The sequence below is a fragment of the Streptomyces acidicola genome (assembly GCF_009377235.1).
In the GTDB taxonomy this organism is placed as follows: Bacteria; Actinomycetota; Actinomycetes; order Streptomycetales; family Streptomycetaceae; genus Streptomyces; species Streptomyces acidicola.
This window is the reverse complement of sequence record NZ_VMNX01000006.1, coordinates 44100-61579: the sequence shown is the minus strand read 5'-3', so window position 1 is coordinate 61579 and position 17480 is coordinate 44100. Positions and strand designations below refer to the sequence as shown.

Sequence of the window (17480 nt, the reverse complement as noted above, 5' to 3'; positions counted from 1 at the left end):
CCACGACGAGGAAGAACTCGGCTCCCGAGGCTGCACATTCGCATTCCTTGGCGGTGTGGGTCACCGTGTCCTGTTCGGGCCCGTAGGCCGTCGCCGGATGCTGAGTGGCGCCATCGGCCCGCGCCTGGCCCTCTTCCTCATGAGTGTCCGGGCCGGCCACCTCAGCGACCAGACGGAGGCGATCGAGTCGACCCTCGCACTGGCTGCCCGGCCGCCGCGCTGACAGCTCTTCTGGGCCGGGACGCCCACCGCCGGATCAGGAGGCCGGGGCCGGCCGCTTCAGCAACGTCTTGGACGCGAAGCTGATGAACAAGGCGGTCCAGTGCATCAACACCGGACGTAAGTGCAGCTGAGTCCGAGTACCGAGCAGTGGGCATCGCGCTGACGACGCTCACCGCTTGTTCGCGGTCGTCACAGGCCGCCGAGCGAACATCGCGGGGCCGCCCCATCTGCGTACGGCCCGGCCCCGCACGGCCTCATGGCGCCCAAAGTGGCCGCAGAACCTCCGGATGGCCACAGCGTGGGCAGCTTTCACGGCTGGGACAGCGTCGGCTCACCAGCACCGTGCCCGCGCTCCTCGACAGGTGGAACTGCACAACGCCGCTCGAAGAGTTGCCGGTTCGGCACACCCCGCGGCCACCCCCGCCTACCGGCCGGCGGGCAGCCGCAGGGTGAACACCGTCTGCGTGCCGGGCACGCTCGTCACGGAGACCTCTCCCTTGTGGGCCTCGATGAGCTGCCGGACGATGGACAGGCCGAGGCCGCTGCCTCCGGTGCGCCTGCTGCGGGACTTCTCAGCCCGCCAGAAACGGTCGAACACCTTGGGCAGGTCCTCCGGCTGGATGCCGCTGCCGGTGTCGGCGACCTGGATCTCGACCTCCTCGACGCCGCGGTGGGCGGTGAGCGTCACCGTGCCGCCGGGCGGGGTGTGGCGTACCGCGTTGGACATCAGGTTGCCCAACATTTGGCGCAGCCGGACCGGGTCGGCGTCGACAACCGGATCACCCGCGGTATGGGTGAGCACCGTGACACCCGCCGACTGAGCGTTCGCCCGGTGCGCGGCGGCGACCTGCTCGACCACCTCGCGCACAACCAGCCGCTCCGGGTGCAGCCGCAGCGTCCCGGCGTCGGCCGCGGCAAGGACCTGTAGGTCGTCGATGATGTGCTGCAGCAGCAGTGCCTGGTCCTGGAGCGAGGAGATCAGGGCGGCGTCGGGCACGGCGATACCGTCCTGCGCGGCCTCCAGCCACCCGCGGATATTGGTCAGCGGTGTGCGCAGCTCGTGCGCGATGTCGCTGACCATGGCCTTGCGCAGCTCCTCGATGCGTTCCCGCCGTTCGGACAGGTCGTTGAAGGCGGCGGCCAGATAGCCGGTCTCGTCCTTGGTGGTGACCGGGACACGGACGTGCTGCCCGCTCGGGTCGTGGGCCGCGTCGGCCAGCGCACGCAGCGGCCTTACCAGCCGTACCGCGATGACGGTGGTCACCGCGACCGTCAGTGCCAGGACCAGGCCGGTGACGCCCACGATCCGGGCGGTGTTGGTCGGGGACAAGTCGAACACGGGGGTGGCCGGGCCGGAAGACGCCGCGACGAACAGGAGGGCGGGCGGGGCCACATAGCCGGCCAGTTGGTCACCCCGCGCCTCCTCGACGCAGTTCTCGACGGTCTCGATCTCGTCCGGAGTCCCCTTGAACGGCACGACGAAGTCCGCAAGTGGCACCAGGCGGTCGTCGTAGGTGGTCACGCCGCGGCGCCGCGCGCAACCGGCCACCAGCCTCCCCAACTCCTCAAGAGCGCCGGCCTCAGTTCTGGTGGGTTCCTCGAGTGCTGTGGCAGGGCACACCTGCTCGCTCAGACCTCGGGAAACGGAGGCCGAAGGGGACGTCAGGACGTAGGGCCGCCCGCCGGCCCGGACGGCCACCTGGGCCCGAAGTCCTATGCCGGACAGGCACGTGGCGCGGTCACGGGCAAGGCGTTCGAGGCGCTGTCGTTCCCGGGCGGGAAGGCGGTACGGACCCACGGCCCGCGGATCGATGCGTGAAGTCTCCCAGCCGGTGCCCCCTCCTGCGTCTGCGGGCGTATTCAGCGGGTCGATGACCGCCGAAGCCCGGGCCGGCAGGTCGGACTGCCCTCTGCCGGAGTCGGCGATCACCCGGCGTTCCCGGGTGGTCAGGGTGATGCGACGGCCGGTCTTCTCGGCCAGCCGCCGAACGGTCCGGGACACACCTTTCCAGTCCCGGTGGCGGGCCGCGTAGCCGGTCAGCGCGTCCTGGATCCCCACGTCGTCCGCCAGGACGTCGCCCCGCTCCTGCTCGATCGCCAGGGTGGTGCTCCGAAACACGAGCCAGGCGGTGGAACCGATCGACAGCAGGGCAATGAGCACGGAGATGCTCAGCAGACGTGCCAGCAGGCTGCGGCGCAGCGGGATCCTACGCGCCACGGCGGCCACCGGCCAGCTTGTAGCCGACGCCGAACACGGTCAGCAACAGTTCCGGGGCGCGCGGGTCGATCTCGACCTTCTTGCGCAGGTTCACGATGTACACATCGACGGCGCGTTCGGTCGAGGCCCGGTCGTAACCTCGTGTGCACTCCAGTAACTGGCGTCGGGAGAAGACCCGGCCCGGCGCCGCGGCCATGGCCTCAAGGATCCGGAATTCGCCCGGAGTGCAGGACACCGGCCGGTCACGACAGGTCACGGCGTGCCTGGCCGGGTCCACGACGAGCGGGCCGACGCGCAGCGCCCGCTGCTCGCCGGAGGCCGACGGCCGGGCGCGCCGCAGCAGGGTTCGGACCCTGGCCACCAGTTCGCGTGGACTGTAAGGCTTGGTCATGTAGTCGTCCGCGCCCAGTTCCAGACCTCGCAGCAGGTCCTCCTCGGTGGAGCGGGCGGTCAGCATCAGCACCGGCAGGTCGCCTTGGCCGCGGATCCGGCGGCACACCGCGGGCCCGTCCATGTCGGGCAGCATCCAGTCGAGCACGAGCAGGTCGGGCGGCTGCCTGAAGACCTCATCGATCGCCGCTCGGCCGTCATGGACGACGGTGACGATGTGACCTTCGTGTTCGAGGTAGCTGCGGACCAACGCGGCCTGGGTCTCGTCGTCTTCTGCCACCAGCACATACGCGCACATGGCGCCGATGTTAGACGCGCAGGAACACCGTCAACGGGCGAAGAAAGGGGTGGAGAGACTGATCTCGCACCATGCCGAATTCCTAACATCCGTGTGCCATCACGCGCCGGACATCGCAGGCTGCGAAGAGACCTCCCCATCCTCCGGTCGGTGCTTCCGGCCGTCGGCGGGCCGCTCGGCTGAGTTGCCCCCGGCCCTAACAACTTCCTCACAGGGGCGGTCGACGATCGTGGCATGGCGAATTCCGCAACCAGCTTCCCCGGCGCCGTACGGCGCCCGCGACGGTCCGTCCTGGCCGCCGCCTGCACCATGACGGCTCTCTTACTGGTCACCGGCTGTTCCACAGGCTCGGACAGCAGCGACAAGAGCGGCGGCCAGGACGATGACGTGGCGTCCGTCTCCGATGCGGGAGGAGGGAACAAGAAGAAGCCGTCGGGCGAGGCCGATTCCGCGACTGGTGCCCCTCAGGAGCGGCTCGACACCACGGAGGCGGAGAAGCTGGAGATGTTTCAGCCCTACCTGTCGTGTCTGAAGGACAACGGGGTGCCGATTCAAAAGGCTGGTGCCATGGAGAAATGGGCCGGCAAGTTCGCCGGGGACCCGTCGCAGTACTGGTACCCCAACGTCGACGTGTCCAAGTATCCCGCCGCGGAGAAGAAGTGCGGCGGGAAGAGGCCGCTGCCGCCGCCGGAGCTCGATCCGAAGACGAACCCCGACTACATGGACCAATTCCGCGCCCAGATCGAGTGCCTGAACCGCGAGGGACTCAAGGTCGACGGTCTGCCCGACGGCAGCGGCTGGAACTATCGAGGTGAGTCCTCCCTGTCCGCCGCCGAGCAGGCCCGTGTCGAGGGCAAGTGCCGGATGGAGGCGTTCGGCGGCGATGACTGAGCACTCCGAGTCCGAAAGGGACGGCCGGCCCGGAAGCGTCCGTGGTCGACGTTCCCCTCGCCGCAAGGCCACGTCCTTGGCCGTCGCCACGGCCGTGTTGCTCACGGTCGGCGTCGGCGCGGGCCTGGTGTGGGCGGGCGGCGGCAAGGAAGGGGACACCGGCTCGAAGCAGCGGCCGAAGGCCACGATCGTCGCCGTCTCCAGAACTGATCTGTCGGACACCAGGGAGATGGAGGGCACCCTGGGATTCGGCGCGGCCCGGATCGTCAAGGGCAGCGACGGCGGCAAGGTCACCTGGCTACCCGCCGTCGGCGCGAGCGTCACCCGCGGCAAGCAGCTGTACCGAGTCAACGACCGGCCTGCCGTGGTCTTTTACGGCAGCACACCGCTGTACCGCACGCTCGACACCATCGGGTCGGTGGGACGGGACGTGCGGGTGGTCGCCGACAACCTCAAGGCGCTCGGCTACGACATCGGCTCCCAGCCCGCCACGGGCACCACCGTGCGGCCGCAGGCGCCCGCTTCCGGTGCCTCCACCGACGAGGAGCCGCAGACAGAAGACAAAGACCCCGATGCCTCACCGGGCCCTTCGGGGGCGGGCAAGAGCGCCGACGAGCGAGCCGGCCGGCCGAGTGCGTCGCCCCGCCCGGGCACGGACAGTACGCCGCCCCGCGCGGTCACGGTCAAGGAAGGCGACGGCGTTCTCACCGCCTCCCTGATCGATGCCATCAAGCGCTGGCAGCCAACGGCCGGCATGGAGCCGACCGGTGTCCTCGACGTCAACGATGTCGTGGTGACGACAGGTGCGGCCCGGGTCGGCAAGGTCAACGCCCAGCTCGGCACCGACGCGTCGGCGGACCTGCTGACCATCACCGCCACCACGAAAACGGTGACCATACCGGTGGACGCCCTCGACGTCGGCTCGATCAAGAAGGGGCAGAAGGTGAGCGTGACCCTGCCCGACCAGTCCGCGACCCCTGGCAAGGTCTCCGCGATCAGCACGATCATCCAGGGCGCTGCGGATGCCGAGGGCGGCGGCAGCGGCGATCCGTCCCAGCAGCTCAGCGTCACCGTCTCGCTCCAGGACGCGGACGCCGTACAGGAGGTGGATGCCGCGAAAGTCCAGGTGCAGTTCGCCGCCGAGACCCGCAAGGGCGTCCTCACCGTCCCGGTCGGCGCGCTGCTCGCCCTCAGCGAGGGCGGCTACGCCCTGCGGACCCCGGAAGGCAAACTCCTCCCCGTCGAGACCGGCTTGTTCGCCAAGGGGCTGGTGGAGGTCAGCGGCCCGGGCATCGCCGCGGGAGTGAAAGTGGAGAGCGCCTCATGACCCCGGTCCTCACCGTCCGAGGCGCGACCATGGCCTACCCGGGCGGCGTACGCGCCCTCGACGATGTCTCCCTGACCATCGAGCAGGGCGAACTCCTCGCCATCGTGGGCCCGTCCGGATCCGGCAAGTCCACGCTGCTCAACATCATGGGCACTCTGGACCGGCCCACCGGGGGCAGTGTGACGATCGGCGGCCAGGACGCCGCCGGCCTGTCGGACCGCCAGTTGTCCGCCCTGCGCGGGCGGTGGCTGGGCTTCGTCTTCCAGCAGTTCCACCTGACCGACGGGCTCACCGCCGCGGAGAACGTCGCCACCGGTCTGCTCTACGCGGGCGTGCCCAGGCGACGCAGACGCTCCCTGGCCACCGAGGCCCTGGGGCGGGTCGGCCTGGCACGCCGGACCGGCCATCTGCCGCACCAACTCTCCGGAGGGGAGCGGCAGCGGGTCGCCATCGCCCGCGCCCTGGTCAACGAGCCCGCACTCGTACTCGCCGACGAACCCACAGGGGCGCTCGACACCGCCAACGGAAACGCCGTCCTGGACCTGCTGACCAGGCTGAACCAGGAAGGCACCACCATCGCGATCATCACTCACGACCGGGACATCGCCGCACAACTGCCCCGCCGGGTGGAGATCCTCGACGGCCGCCTCGTCACGGACACCGCAGAGCATGCCGTCACCGCCGTCCGGACGGGAACCCCGCGATGAACCACCGGTCCTCCCACTCCCGCCCCCACGCAACAGGCACGGCCCACCCCACCGGGAAAACCGTCGGCGGCGGCGCGGCGAGCATCAGGCCGGTCCGCCTGGCACCCGGTGATCTCCTCCGCCTGGGCCTGCTGGGCATCCGTACCCGCAAACTGCGCGCCGCCCTGTCGGCGCTCGGCATCTCCATCGGCATCGCCACGATGATCGTGGTGACCGGCATCCCGGCTTCCAGCCACAAGGCACTGATGGACGAGATGTCCGCGCTCGGCACCAACATGCTGCGTGCGGAACCCATCCCCGACCAGCAGTCCCCCGTACTGCTGCCCGAGGAGTCGATCGGCATGGTGCGCCGTATCGGCCCGGTCTCCAAGGTGAGCGCGGTCGCCAACACCCATGCCGTCGTCCGCCGCTCCGACCGCATCGACGGCCGCGACTTCTCAGGTCTGACCGTTCTGGCCGCCCAGCGCGACCTGCTGGACGCGGTCACCGGCGCCGTGGCCTCGGGCCGGTTCTTCAGCCGTGCCGACGAGCGGTTCCCCACCGCGGTGCTGGGCTCCCGGGCCGCCACCCGCCTCGGGTTCGGCGAGATCGCCCCCGGAGAACCGGCTCCGCAGATCTACATCAACAAGCGATGGTTCACCGTGATCGGCATCCTCGACCCTCTCCCCCTGGCACAGGACCTCGACCAGACCGTCCTCGTGGGCTGGTCCGCGGCTCGAAAGCTGCTGAGGTTCGACGGTCACCCCACCGTGATCTACGTCCGGGCGCAGGAATCCAAACTGGAGGCCGTCCGAGAGGTGCTCGCGGCCACGGTCCACCCCGAACTGCCCGGACAGGTCACCGTCAGCCGCCCCTCCGATGCGCTGGCCGCCAAACGCGCCACCCAGAACTCGTACTCCTCGCTCTTCCTGGGGCTGGCCGCGGTCGCCCTGCTCGTCGGCGGGATCGGCGTCGCCAACACCATGTTCATCTCGGTGCTGGAGCGCCGCCGCGAGATCGGGCTGCGCCGCGCGCTGGGGGCCAGCCGGGGACAGATCCGAGGCCAGTTCCTCACCGAGTCCGCGGCCCTGTCCGGCCTGGGCGGCCTGGCCGGAACCCTGCTGGGCATCCTCGCCACGGTCGGCTACGCCACCTACCAGGGCTGGTCTCCGGTCGTGCCCCTCCTCGCCGTGGCGGGCGGCTGCTTCGGCGCGCTCTTGGTCGGCATCGCGGCGGGCGTCTATCCCTCCGTGCGAGCTTCCCGGATGACCCCGACCGAAGCCCTGGCGTCGACGTAGTCCGGGCGGGCCGCCGTCGAAGCCCGTCTCGGCACAGGCCCGAGACCCGACATCGCCCCACCCAGACCAGGACCCGTACCAGCCGCCTTCGGACGGCCTCGAGTCCGGCGGCTGACAGGACATCTGCTCGTACGCCCGACCCGGCGCGCCCTCGCGGACGGCGCACCGGCACGACGAGCCCGGTGCACCACTCCTTGCAGAAAGATCTTGTTGCGGCACGGTGGAGATGTACGTGATCCCGTGCCTCGTGGGTGTGACCATGACGGTTTGGTTCCGGGCCTACGTGCCGGCGGCGGCTGGCCGAATGGCAGGAGGCCGGTGTGTGGGAGGAACTCCAGCAGGTGCTGCTGGACCGGTTGCGGGCGGCGGACCGCCTGGACTTCGACCGCGTGACCGCATCAGGAACTGGCCGCATTCGCCCGTACGTGGTGGGGACGATCAGGTGTACAACGACATCCGGGTTGCTGGCCGTTCGTGTGCGGTGGGGTTGTGGGCGTTCGGTAGGAAGGTCAGTGGTCGTGGAGACGGCCTGATCGCAGGATCGCGAAGGACAGGATGGCTGCCAGGGCGACGAGTGCTGCGGCCCAGGTGAAGGCGGTGGTGTAGCCGTGGATCAGGGCCGCGTCGGTTTGGGCGCCGGGGTGGTGTGCGGTGGAGGTGTGGGTGGCGCCGGCGGCGATGGTGGGCAGGAGTGCGGTGCCGATGGCGCCGCCGACCTGCTGGGAGGTGTTGATCATCGCGGAAGCGACACCGGCGTCCTCGTCCTTGACGCCGTGCGGGGCCAGTGCCATGGCGAGCATGGTGGCGGTGCCCAGGCCGAGTCCGACCACGGTCATGGCGGGCAGGATGAGGGCGGTGCAGGAGCTGTCTTCGCTGATCGCGGTCAGTGAGGCGATACCGGAGGCGGTGGCGAGAAGGCTGAGGGCCATCAGCGTCCGGGCCGGCACGCGCAGCATGAGGCGGGCGCCGATCTGCGTGGAGCCGATCATCATGCCGGCCACCAGGGGGAGGAAGGCCAGGCCACTCAGGACGGGGCTGTAGCCGCGGACTGTCTGCAGGTAGTAGGTCATGAACAGGAACAGGCCGAACATGCCGATGGTGGCCAGACCGAGGGCGAGGTAGACGCCGCCGCGGGTGCGGTCCCACACGACGCGTGGGGGCAACAGGGGGTTTCGGTGACGGGTCTCGACGGCAGCGAAGGCGATCAGCAGGGCTACGGCCAGGGCCAGGGCGGCGATGGTGATCGGGGAGGTCCAGCCGTTGGTCTCGGCCGAGGAGAAGCCGTAGACCAGCCCGACCAGGCCGAAAGTGGCCAGAACGGCCCCGGGGATGTTTAGGCTCATGGTGCTGTGGGCCGTGCGGCGGGTGTGCACGGTCTTCCAGGCGCCCAGGGCTGCGAGAGCGGCGATGGGGACGTTGATGAAGAACGTCCAGCGCCAGTTGAGGTATTCGGTCAGCAGGCCGCCGAGAACCAGGGCCGTGCCCCGCCGAGCCGGGGGACTACTTCGAACTGTTCGCGGAGGTGGACCTGCTGATCGCAGCCTCCACATGCCCTGGCGGGGATCTGAGCGTGCCCTTGTGGGGACCGGGCGCCGGAGCCGCGCCGACCTGCCACCCGATCCTCGTCCAGGTCTACGACCTCGACGACGACCTGCTCGCCGACTGGACGCCACCCGCGCGTGCCCGCTACCAGGGCGCCTCCGGCGTCCGCCACGGCTACCTGCCGTCACAGACCCCGCCGCCTCCCCTCACCCACGCTGTCGCTGTCGCCAACCGATGACCGGCCAGACCGCAGACGACCGCACACCGTGTGCTGCGAGCGAGCCGCCCCGCCCTGGACACACGCCGCCGGCCCCGGCCGGCGACCACTTGTCCAGGGCAACGTGATCCCTCCCGGTGGTCCTCTACGCCTGCGACAACGGCAGGTTCGGCAGGGGCCGCCCCGGCGAGCGGGCCTGGACCGTAGCGGCCGACTGCGACCGTCGACCGCTACGGTCCCGGCCGCCATCTGTGGACTGCAGCCCCCGACGCCCTCATGGCCGCCGCACCCATAGCCGCCCGGCAAGCCCGCGACGCGGCCGCTCACCCTGACCGAACGGGCAGAACGGGGGTGGTTCGCCCTCGCTCAGTCCTTCCCTGAAGAGCCTCCGGGCAACGCCGACAGGAGAAGTCCCGTGAGGTCTTGGCGTCGTTGCTTCCCGAGCACGCGTTCCAGGGCGGCATCCACGTCGGCGTAGGCATCTCGCCCCGCTCGCAGGAGTTCCTGGCCGGTTGCCGTGACGTGGAGTTCTGCGGTGCGGCCTCGTCCGGGGTCGGTGCGGCGCTCGACGGCACCGCGCTCTTCCAGTTGCCGGACGGTGGCTTGGGCGCTCTGTGCGGTGATCCCTGCCCTGCGGCCCAGTTCGCTGTAGGACATTCCCGGTTCCCTCAAAAGGTGACCCAGGGCTGAGAGGTGGCGCAGCGTGTAACCGGTCGGCTTGAGTGCCCGTTCGACGTCCTGGCGTGCTCGCCGTCCCAGGGCGGCGAGCAGGAAGGCGGTGCTGGTGGGCGGGGGCTTGGCGGTCACGACTCCTCGTTCCTCCTCGGAAAGTTTCAGTTTGACTTTAACTGGAGTTCCAGGCAGGCTCCAGTCCCAGCGGGCGCGACGCAGGACTGGGCCCCGAGTTTCAGGCCAGCTGAAACGCGAGTGGAGTGGACCTTGCAGTGACCCCTGCACCCCGGGGAGACCGAAACTGTTGGTGATTCCCGATGGGTCGATCATGAGCAGCACACTGCCGGGGCGACGAGCACCAGGACTGTCCCCGAGCGACAACACCCCAGGACGATCACCGCAGATGCCTGGTGATCCAGATGAAGTGAGATGACGGAGATGAAGCTCCTCGTGGTCGGCGCCAACGGAGGCCTGGGCAGGCAGGTGGTCACCCACTCCCTGGAGCACGGACACCAGGTGACCGTACTCGTACGACGGGGTGCAGGGCAGGAGGAGACGCCGGGGGTGCGCATCGTGGAGGGTGCTGTGGGCGACGACCTGGCCGCCGTACGCCGCGCTGTCGACGGGCAGGACGCGATCGTCAGCGCACTGGGCAATCCGCTCTGGCTCAAGGCACGTACCGGCTCCGCGGTGATGGCCCGGGCCACCGCACATCTGGTGGCCGCCATGCATCTGCATCAGGTACGGCGTATCGCCATGCCACTGGCCTGGGGAAGCGGCGACTCACGACAGCACACCGCGTGGCCGCTCAAGGCGCTGACCCGGCTGCTCATCCGCCGCGACTACCAGGACTTCGACACCGCGGAGGCGATCCTTGCCGCCTCGGGGCTCGACTTCACCATCGCCTACTTCGGCTCGCTGACCGACCAGCCCGCCTCCCGTGCCTGGTCCGCCCACCCCGGCATCAAAACCCCCTCGCCCCTGGCGATCAGCCGCTCCGACCTGGCCCAGTGCCTGCTGGACGCCGTCGAATCCCCCAGCCCCACCGCCGACCGCCTCTCGGTCAGCGGCGCGCCGAAAGGATGACGCTCCCATGAACCTCACGGGCAAGACCATTGTGCTGACAGGGGCGAGCTCGGGTCTGGGCGCCGAGGCCGCCCGCCTCCTCAGCGCCCGAGGCGCCGCGCTGCACCTCGTGGGCCGCGACGAGAAGCGCACAAGGGCCATCGGCGAGGAACTGCACGCGCCCACCTACACGGCCGACTTCACCAGCCTGTCCCAGACCCGCAGTCTGGCCGCGCAGTTGGCCCACGCCGTGCCGAACATCGACGTACTGGCCCTCAACGCCGGAGGCGTCATGCCCTCACGCCTCACCGACGACGGGATCGACGCCTCCTTCCAGGCCAACGCCCTGGCGCCGTGGCTGCTGATGACACAGCTGGCCGGGAAGCTCGGTACCGGCCGCGTAATTCTGACCAACTCCCCGTCCCACAGCAACGCCGTCCTTTCCCCGCACAACCTCGCCGCCGCCCTCGCGGGAGAGCCGCGTGTGTCGGGCCACCGCACCTACGCCCGTGCCAAGCTCGCCGCAGGAGTGCTGCTACGCGAGTTCCACCGCCGCAACCCGGGCGTGGACGCCGGCGACTTCCACCCCGGCATCATGGCCTCGGACTTCGGCCGGTACATGGGCCGCACCGGCAGCCTCCTGAAGACCGCCGCCCGCCCGTTCATCGGCACCCCTCGCCAAGGCGCCGAACGGCTGGTTGAACTGGCCACCCGTCAACAGGCCCTTGCCGGCGCCTACTTCGTCCACACCCGCCGAGCCAACGGTTCCGCCCAGCTCCACAGCCAGGAGCTCGGCACGGCCCTGTGGGAAGCCGCCAACCGCGCGACCACATCCGCCTCGAACTCGGCGGAGTAGTGGTTCATCACCACGACACATCCACGCCGCAACCGGTAGGAGCGGGTGTTCTGTGCGCGGGCCGTCGAACGCCTGGGTGAGGTCGGGGTGGCCCGGCTGCTGGCGCTGGTCGCGGAGGGCGACGAGGACAGCGCCGCGGTGCCGGCGCCGCTCAAGCGTGACCCGGGCGCGGTTGGCCCGGCCACCGGGACGGCCGAGGAGGTCCTGGACGCCATCGAGGAGCACAAGCCGGACGTCGCGATCCTTGACGTAGGGATGCCGCCCACCGACGAGGGCATCCGCTGCGGTGGAGGCCCGGCGCCGGCGGCCCGACCTCGCCGTGCTCGTACTGTCCGGGTACGTCGAGCAGAGCTTCGCCACCGAGCTACTCACGGGCGGGGGGGCGGACTCGGTTATCTGCTGGACCGGGTTATCTGCTCAAGGAACGGGTCGGCCGGGTCGAGGAGTTCCTCGACACGCTGCACCGGGTATACGGCCATCGACCCCGAGGTGGTCGGCCAGCCGTTTACCCGCTCCCGCCAGGACACCCGGCTGGAACGACTCGGCCCGCGCGGACGGGACGTCCTCGCCCTGATGGCCGACGGCCTCGGCAACAGCGCGATCGCGGAGCGGCTGGTGGTCACGGACGGCACGGTCCACAAGCACATCCGCAGCATCTTCGCCAAGCTCGACCTGTCCCCGGCCGACCAGGTGGACCGCCGGGTGGCGGCGGTCCTGCACTACCTGGAGGACGCCAGGCGACGAGGGTAGTAAGGGGGTGGTACAGCCTGCTGTACCCGGGGTTGGGGTGTGCGCCGCAGTGATCGGGGGTCTCAGCGCTGGTGTGCTTGAGGTATCGCAAGGGCGGCGCTCGAAGGCCGCTCAGCCGCCGCCGAGCCACCGCTCGACCTCCCCGAAGGGACACCCGGGAGACGATCACCAGCCTCCCCCAGCAGGCCTCGGCACCAGGCCACTCCGCCATCCGCCGCCGCCCGCTCACCTGGTTCTTCGCGCTGGCCCTGGGGCTGAGCTGGCTGGCCTGGACGCCGTACATCCTCTCCGAGAACGGTGTCGGCCTGTGGCACTGGACCTTCCCCGGCGGCGCGCTCGGCAGCCAGCTGCTCGGCGTCCTGCCCGGTGCCTACCTCGGCCCGATCGGCTCGGCGCTGCTGGTCACCGCCATCACGGAGGGACGCGCCGGACTGCGGGCGTGGCGGGGCCGGATGACGAAGCTGAGGGTGAGCTGGCGCTGGTTCCTGGTCGTGGCGCTCTCGGTACCGGCCGCGCTGACGATCACCAGCGCCGCGCTGACCGGCCAGGCCCCGGCGATGCCGCCGGTCGCCGTGCTCGCCGCGTACGTCCCCGGCCTGATCATGCAGATGATCACCACGGGTCTGGCCGAGGAGCCGGGGTGGCGCGAGTTCGCGATGCCGCACATGCAGCGCCGCTTCGGTCCGCTGGTCGCCACCCTGGTCGTGGGTGTGTTGTGGGGCTCCTGGCACCTGCCGCTGTTCCTCACCGAGTGGGACGGCGGCCCGGACGTCGACCCCTCCCGCCCGCTCGCCTTCATGGGGACGACGCTCGCGTTCAGCTTCGTGATGACCTGGGTGTTCAACCGCTCCCGCGAGAGCATGCCGCTGGTCATGCTGCTGCACACCAGCGTGAACAACTTCTTCTCCGTTGCGTGGTCGGACATGTTCCCGTCAGCGGAGATCGAGACCACCGAGTACGCCTTCCTGATCGCGTCGGCGCTGGCGGCGGCGGTGATCCTGGCGGCGACGCGGGGGCGGCTGGGCCTGCGCTGACCTGATACGGCGACGACCGAAGTCACCGAGGCCTCCTCACCACGAGGAGGCTTTTTTCATGACCTCACCCTCACTCTCATCCCCATCCACATGGCAGCTCGGCGATCCGACCGTCAACCTCGTCAGCCTCCGCATCCCGCCGAGCCGCGGGTGCGGCGGCTCGATCGCCGAACACTTCGGCGCGTTGGCCGAGTTGCGTACGGCGGGCCTGATCCGCCACCTCGGCATCTCCAACGCCACGCCGGCCCACCCCGCCACACGAGCCGCGGACAACTGTGTCGGCTCATATCAACGTGCGCGCCCCAAAGCTGCCGGGCATCTGGTCGACGGCAATGATCGTGGGGCTGCGCATGGGGTCGCGCAGAACGCTGCCGATGGCGACAAGGTAGGCAGCGGCCGTGGATGGGACCCGCCAAGGAAGCCGCGGCGGGACAGTGAACGGTGACCAGGTTGGCGAGGAGGACGGCCAGGGAGATGAGTTCGACCAGGGCGGCGATCTTGAGGGGGTGCGGTTGCGGTTCATGGTCATGCTCCTGCGGTCGAGCCGGGCTGGGGGATCGTCAGGAAGGTGAATGCCGTCCACAGTGGATTGAAGGAAAGGGTGGGCATGGCGAATTGGGCGGTGAGTGATCGGTTCGTGGCGTTCAGCGCGGCGAGTGGCCGAGGAGTTCGTCCTGGCGCCGCAAGAGGAACACGACAAGCGTCGGCCGCGGTATCGGGAAAGAGGCACTCGGACCCGAACAGGCTCCCGGTGTGAAGAGCCGGTGGCCGGCCCTCACAGGGCGCCCAGTGCCCTTACGCGATTGTCGAGCGCGCGGCGGCTGACGGCTGCTGCGGGGTCGAAGGTGTCGAAGGCATGGGGTACGGCGGGGTACTGGATCAGCTCGACGGGTACTCCGGCGCGGCTGAGCCGTTGTGCGTAGGCGATGTTCTCATCTCGGAAGAGGTCGAGCTGGCCTGTTTCGATGTATGCGGGTGGAAGCGCGCCCAGGTTGTCGGCACGGGCGGGGGCGGCATAGGCGGGGGTGTCAGGGCCGCCTGCCGTCTCACCCAACAGACAGCGCCAGCCGGTGAGGTTGTCCGCCGCACTCCAGGTTGCCGTGTCGGCCAGGTCGGGCTGGGCGACGATGGTCCGGTCGTCGAGCATGGGGTAGATCAGGATCTGGGCTGCCAGGGCAGGGCCGCGGCGGTCCCGGGAGAGAAGGGCCACGGCGGCTGCGAGGCCACCACCGGCGCTGTCTCCCATGATCGCGATGCGAGCGGGGTCGATGCCGAGGTCGGCGGCGTTCACCGCGGCCCAGCGCAGAGCGGCGTAGCAGTCCTCTACGGGGACCGGGTGCGGATGCTCGGGGGCGAGGCGGTAGCCGACCGAAAGCAACGCGACGCCGGAGAGGTGTGTATAGATGCGGCATTGTGTGTCGTGGGTGTCAAGGCTGCCGAGGAACATCCCTCCGCCGTGAAGGTAGACGGCCAGTGACGCACCCTGGGCATCCTGCCGCTGGTACAGGCGCAAGGGGATCGCGGCCCCGTCGCCGGCCGTGGCCGAGCAGGGTGTCACCGTGACGCCGGGAGGGACGTTGAGCTCTGCGGCCTGAGCGGCTATTGCCGTGCCGAACACCTCCCGCCGGGTCTGCCAGTCACCGGGCGCCAGCGGGGGAGCAGCCTCCGCCGCCGCAATGATCGGGGACAGCGCGGCCGCGATTTCGGTGTCCATGGGTACCGTCATCGGTTCCTCTTTCTTCCTGTCGCTGCGTAAGGGCCGCGCCGGAGATGCACCGAGCCGCTCGTCGGCTCGCACGCCGCGCGATGGCAGCATCCGTGTCGACGATCACCGCTTGCCTGGCCTGCCGGGAGCCACGGCGCCGGTAACCCACCTCGGGCACGCCCGGCGCCGTCAGCCGGATCGTGTCCCGCAGGCTTTGCGGTGTCCCCAGCCCGGTGGGCGAACTCGCAGGAGATACCGGCTTGGCGACGCAGGTGTCCGAGTGCCGCGAGATGGCCCAGGCGGTCCAGCGCAGTCGGCAAGGCTCCGGGGCGCGTTGGCACTCACTGGCGCGGCCCTCTTCGTTGAGTTACAGTCTGCCTGAAACATTCTTTCAGTCAAGCTGTAACTCAGTGGGAGGGGTCGGCATGGCCAGGGATACCTCGGTGCCGATGGGGGTGCGGGCGCAGGAGGTGATGGTCGGACTGCTGGGCCGCCTGCCGGATCGGGTGCGGTCGGCGCTGGCGGGACCGGAGATCATCGTGGATGGTGAAGCACTGGCCGTCGACGTCCGCTTGCTGATCCGCTCCCTCGGCGACAAGGAGTCGGCTCTGGTGGTCGAGGACTCACCGGAGCTGTCCCGCGCGGCGCTGGAGCGCAACGCACCGATGCTCCGTGCCGGCCGGCGGCCGACGCCGGCGGTGACGGTGTCCGAGGTATGCCTGAAGGGCGGGCAGAACGCTCTGGAAGCAACCTTGTACGAATCCTCGTCCTGTTCAGGAGCGTCGGGGGCGCTGGTGTTCTTCCACGGCGGAGGCTGGGTGATCGGCAGCCGCGCCGGATATGACCACGTGGGACGCTTTCTCGCCGAACACTCAGGCCACCGAGTGCTGTCGGTGGACTACCGGCTCGCACCCGAGGACCCGTTCCCCGCCGCGGTGGACGACGCACTGGCAGCATTCGACGACACCGTTGCGCGGGCTGAGGAATTCGGCATCGCCCCGGACAGGGTCGTGGTCGGTGGGGACAGCGCGGGGGCCACGCTCGCCGCGGTGACCGCCCGTCGTGCCGCCGGGCGGAAGCACGGCCCCGTCCCGGCGGGGCAGTGGTTGCTGTATCCCGCCACGGACCTGGCCAATCGTCACCCGTCCCGGGACACATACGGCGAGGGATTCCTGCTGACCGACGACGACATCCTCTGGTTCTATGACCACTACCTTCCCCCTGGAGTGGACCGTACGGATCCGGATGTGTCGGTCCTCCACGGCGAGGTCGCCCCGGACACGCCGCCGACGCACCTCGTCACGGCGGGATTCGATCCGCTGCGTGATGAAGGCGAGTCCTACGCCGACAAGCTTCGCTCCGCGGGTGTCCCGGTCACAGCCGTCCGCGAAGCAGACCTGCCGCACGGCTTCCTGCCGTTCGTCCATCTCGGCCCCCGGTTCAACGAGGCCGTCACCGCAAGTGCTCATGCGCTGCGCCGGATGCTGGGCTGACCGGTTTCCCCTAACTCCTTTACCTCCTTTACCTCCGGCGCTGTTTCACCGACCGCTCTTCCTGACCATGACGAGACAAAGGACTTGTGTCATGCACGTACAGATCGCGCTCTACGACGGCTTCGACCCCCTCGACGTCCTTGGACCCTTCGAAGTCTTCCACTCCGCAGGCGAGTTCTCCGGCGGAGGCGTCTCCACCGAGTTCGTCAGTGCCGAAGGCGCACGGGAAGTGGTCAGTGGATTCCCGTCGATCAAGCTCACCGCGACCTCCGCCGTGAACGTGAACAAGAAAAGCGTGATCGTCGTCCCCGGCGCCGCGGGAAGCCTCTCGATGGATCCCGGCGTCGCCGGCAGCATCGGCTGGATCCTCGGCCAGGCGGGGTCCACGGATCTGCCGGGCCGGCTGCGCGAGGCGCTGGCCCGCCCGGACATGACCGTTGCCACCGTCTGCGGGGGTTCCATCCTCCTCGCCCACGCCGGACTGGCGGACGGCCGGCCGCTGGTCACTCACGAGCGGGGCCAGGACCTCGCCGGAACGAAGGCTGTCCCGGTGGAGGCCCGCATGGTCGACGACGGCAACCTGCTCAGCTCCGGCAACGTCACCTCGGGCATCGACCTCGCGCTGTACCTGGTCGAACGCGAGGTCGGACCCCGCATTGCCCACGCCGTCTCGGAACTCATCCGGCACGAACGGCGCGGCACCGTCTGGAGCGCCACCGGCGCCCCGGTTTCACTGGCGTGACGGCGATTCACCCCATCCCATGTACATGCCGTGCGCGGGCTTCGGCCCCAGCGCAAAGGTGACCGACACGCGCG

The 17480-nt window shown here is 69.8% G+C and carries 16 protein-coding genes and 3 pseudogenes; 14 read left to right on the top strand and 5 right to left on the bottom strand.

The genetic code is table 11. The features are described from left to right. Window positions 1-55 precede the first annotated feature (55 nt). On the top strand, window positions 56-223 hold the full coding sequence (locus tag FPZ41_RS46850; RefSeq protein WP_194235979.1) for a hypothetical protein: 168 nt from the start codon (window positions 56-58) through the stop codon (window positions 221-223). 423 nt (window positions 224-646) lie between these two features. Here the strand turns inward: FPZ41_RS46850 and FPZ41_RS04095 are convergent, their stop codons facing one another. Both FPZ41_RS04095 and FPZ41_RS04090 read right to left on the bottom strand, forming a co-directional pair. Continuing rightward, entirely contained in the window at window positions 647-2440 is a 1794-nt protein-coding gene (locus FPZ41_RS04095) for a HAMP domain-containing sensor histidine kinase (RefSeq protein WP_322619803.1), read from the bottom strand. Next, window positions 2430-3128 carry a response regulator transcription factor gene (locus FPZ41_RS04090; RefSeq protein ID WP_152859161.1) on the bottom strand — a complete coding sequence of 233 codons (699 nt, stop codon included), beginning with the start codon at window positions 3126-3128 and terminating at the stop codon, window positions 2430-2432. Before FPZ41_RS04090 ends, FPZ41_RS04095 begins: the two co-directional genes overlap by 11 nt. A 234-nt stretch (window positions 3129-3362) precedes the next feature. Here FPZ41_RS04090 and FPZ41_RS47900 point away from each other — a divergent pair, with 234 nt between their 5' ends. From FPZ41_RS47900 to FPZ41_RS04065, 5 genes and pseudogenes are all read left to right on the top strand, one after another. After that, window positions 3363-4019 (top strand): hypothetical protein, encoded by a 657-nt coding sequence (locus tag FPZ41_RS47900; RefSeq protein ID WP_228022439.1) that lies wholly within the window; start codon window positions 3363-3365, stop codon window positions 4017-4019. After that, window positions 4012-5346, top strand: coding sequence for an efflux RND transporter periplasmic adaptor subunit (locus FPZ41_RS04080; RefSeq protein ID WP_228022437.1), 1335 nt, complete (start codon window positions 4012-4014; stop codon window positions 5344-5346). Before FPZ41_RS47900 ends, FPZ41_RS04080 begins: the two co-directional genes overlap by 8 nt. Beyond that, window positions 5343-6053, top strand: coding sequence for an ABC transporter ATP-binding protein (locus FPZ41_RS04075; RefSeq protein ID WP_152859159.1), 711 nt, complete (start codon window positions 5343-5345; stop codon window positions 6051-6053). The genes FPZ41_RS04080 and FPZ41_RS04075 overlap by 4 nt, the downstream gene beginning before the upstream one ends. Further along, window positions 6050-7330: an ABC transporter permease gene (locus FPZ41_RS04070; protein WP_152859158.1), complete on the top strand. Its 1281-nt coding sequence runs from the start codon at window positions 6050-6052 to the stop codon at window positions 7328-7330. The genes FPZ41_RS04075 and FPZ41_RS04070 overlap by 4 nt, the downstream gene beginning before the upstream one ends. A gap of 266 nt (window positions 7331-7596) precedes the next feature. After that, window positions 7597-7725: pseudogene (locus FPZ41_RS04065) on the top strand (IS5/IS1182 family transposase); the annotation flags it as partial. Between the two features lie 114 nt (window positions 7726-7839). Here FPZ41_RS04065 and FPZ41_RS04060 read toward each other — a convergent pair. Beyond that, window positions 7840-8880 carry an MFS transporter gene (locus FPZ41_RS04060; RefSeq protein WP_152859155.1) on the bottom strand — a complete coding sequence of 347 codons (1041 nt, stop codon included), beginning with the start codon at window positions 8878-8880 and terminating at the stop codon, window positions 7840-7842. Between the two features lie 20 nt (window positions 8881-8900). On the opposite strand from FPZ41_RS04060, the gene FPZ41_RS04055 reads away from it, so the two are divergent. Then, on the top strand, window positions 8901-9110 hold the full coding sequence (locus FPZ41_RS04055) for a hypothetical protein (protein WP_152859152.1): 210 nt from the start codon (window positions 8901-8903) through the stop codon (window positions 9108-9110). Between the two features lie 345 nt (window positions 9111-9455). On the opposite strand, the gene FPZ41_RS04050 is transcribed toward FPZ41_RS04055, so the two are convergent. Continuing rightward, window positions 9456-9896 carry a MarR family winged helix-turn-helix transcriptional regulator gene (locus FPZ41_RS04050; protein ID WP_322619802.1) on the bottom strand — a complete coding sequence of 147 codons (441 nt, stop codon included), beginning with the start codon at window positions 9894-9896 and terminating at the stop codon, window positions 9456-9458. 294 nt (window positions 9897-10190) lie between these two features. Between FPZ41_RS04050 and FPZ41_RS04045 the strand changes: the two genes are divergently transcribed. The 5 genes and pseudogenes from FPZ41_RS04045 to FPZ41_RS47895 all read left to right on the top strand — a co-directional run. Beyond that, window positions 10191-10847: an NAD(P)-dependent oxidoreductase gene (locus FPZ41_RS04045; protein WP_152859150.1), complete on the top strand. Its 657-nt coding sequence runs from the start codon at window positions 10191-10193 to the stop codon at window positions 10845-10847. 7 nt (window positions 10848-10854) lie between these two features. Continuing rightward, a complete protein-coding gene (locus FPZ41_RS04040; RefSeq protein WP_152859148.1) occupies window positions 10855-11682 on the top strand; it encodes an SDR family NAD(P)-dependent oxidoreductase in 828 nt (275 codons plus the stop codon). Between the two features lie 138 nt (window positions 11683-11820). Further along, a pseudogene (locus tag FPZ41_RS04035) lies at window positions 11821-12432 on the top strand (LuxR C-terminal-related transcriptional regulator). Between the two features lie 77 nt (window positions 12433-12509). Continuing rightward, window positions 12510-13466 carry a CPBP family intramembrane glutamic endopeptidase gene (locus FPZ41_RS04030; protein ID WP_152859146.1) on the top strand — a complete coding sequence of 319 codons (957 nt, stop codon included), beginning with the start codon at window positions 12510-12512 and terminating at the stop codon, window positions 13464-13466. Window positions 13467-13560: 94 nt separating this feature from the next. Beyond that, window positions 13561-13707 (top strand): annotated as a pseudogene (locus FPZ41_RS47895) (aldo/keto reductase); the annotation flags it as partial. 534 nt (window positions 13708-14241) lie between these two features. On the opposite strand, the gene FPZ41_RS04020 reads toward FPZ41_RS47895, so the two are convergent. Continuing rightward, a complete protein-coding gene (locus FPZ41_RS04020) occupies window positions 14242-15192 on the bottom strand; it encodes an alpha/beta hydrolase (RefSeq protein WP_152859144.1) in 951 nt (316 codons plus the stop codon). Between the two features lie 404 nt (window positions 15193-15596). On the opposite strand from FPZ41_RS04020, the gene FPZ41_RS04015 reads away from it, so the two are divergent. After that, window positions 15597-16664, top strand: a complete 1068-nt coding sequence (locus FPZ41_RS04015) for an alpha/beta hydrolase (RefSeq protein WP_152859142.1) — start codon at window positions 15597-15599, stop codon at window positions 16662-16664. Between the two features lie 91 nt (window positions 16665-16755). Beyond that, window positions 16756-17406 carry a DJ-1/PfpI family protein gene (locus FPZ41_RS04010; RefSeq protein ID WP_152859141.1) on the top strand — a complete coding sequence of 217 codons (651 nt, stop codon included), beginning with the start codon at window positions 16756-16758 and terminating at the stop codon, window positions 17404-17406. Window positions 17407-17480: the final 74 nt, after the last annotated feature.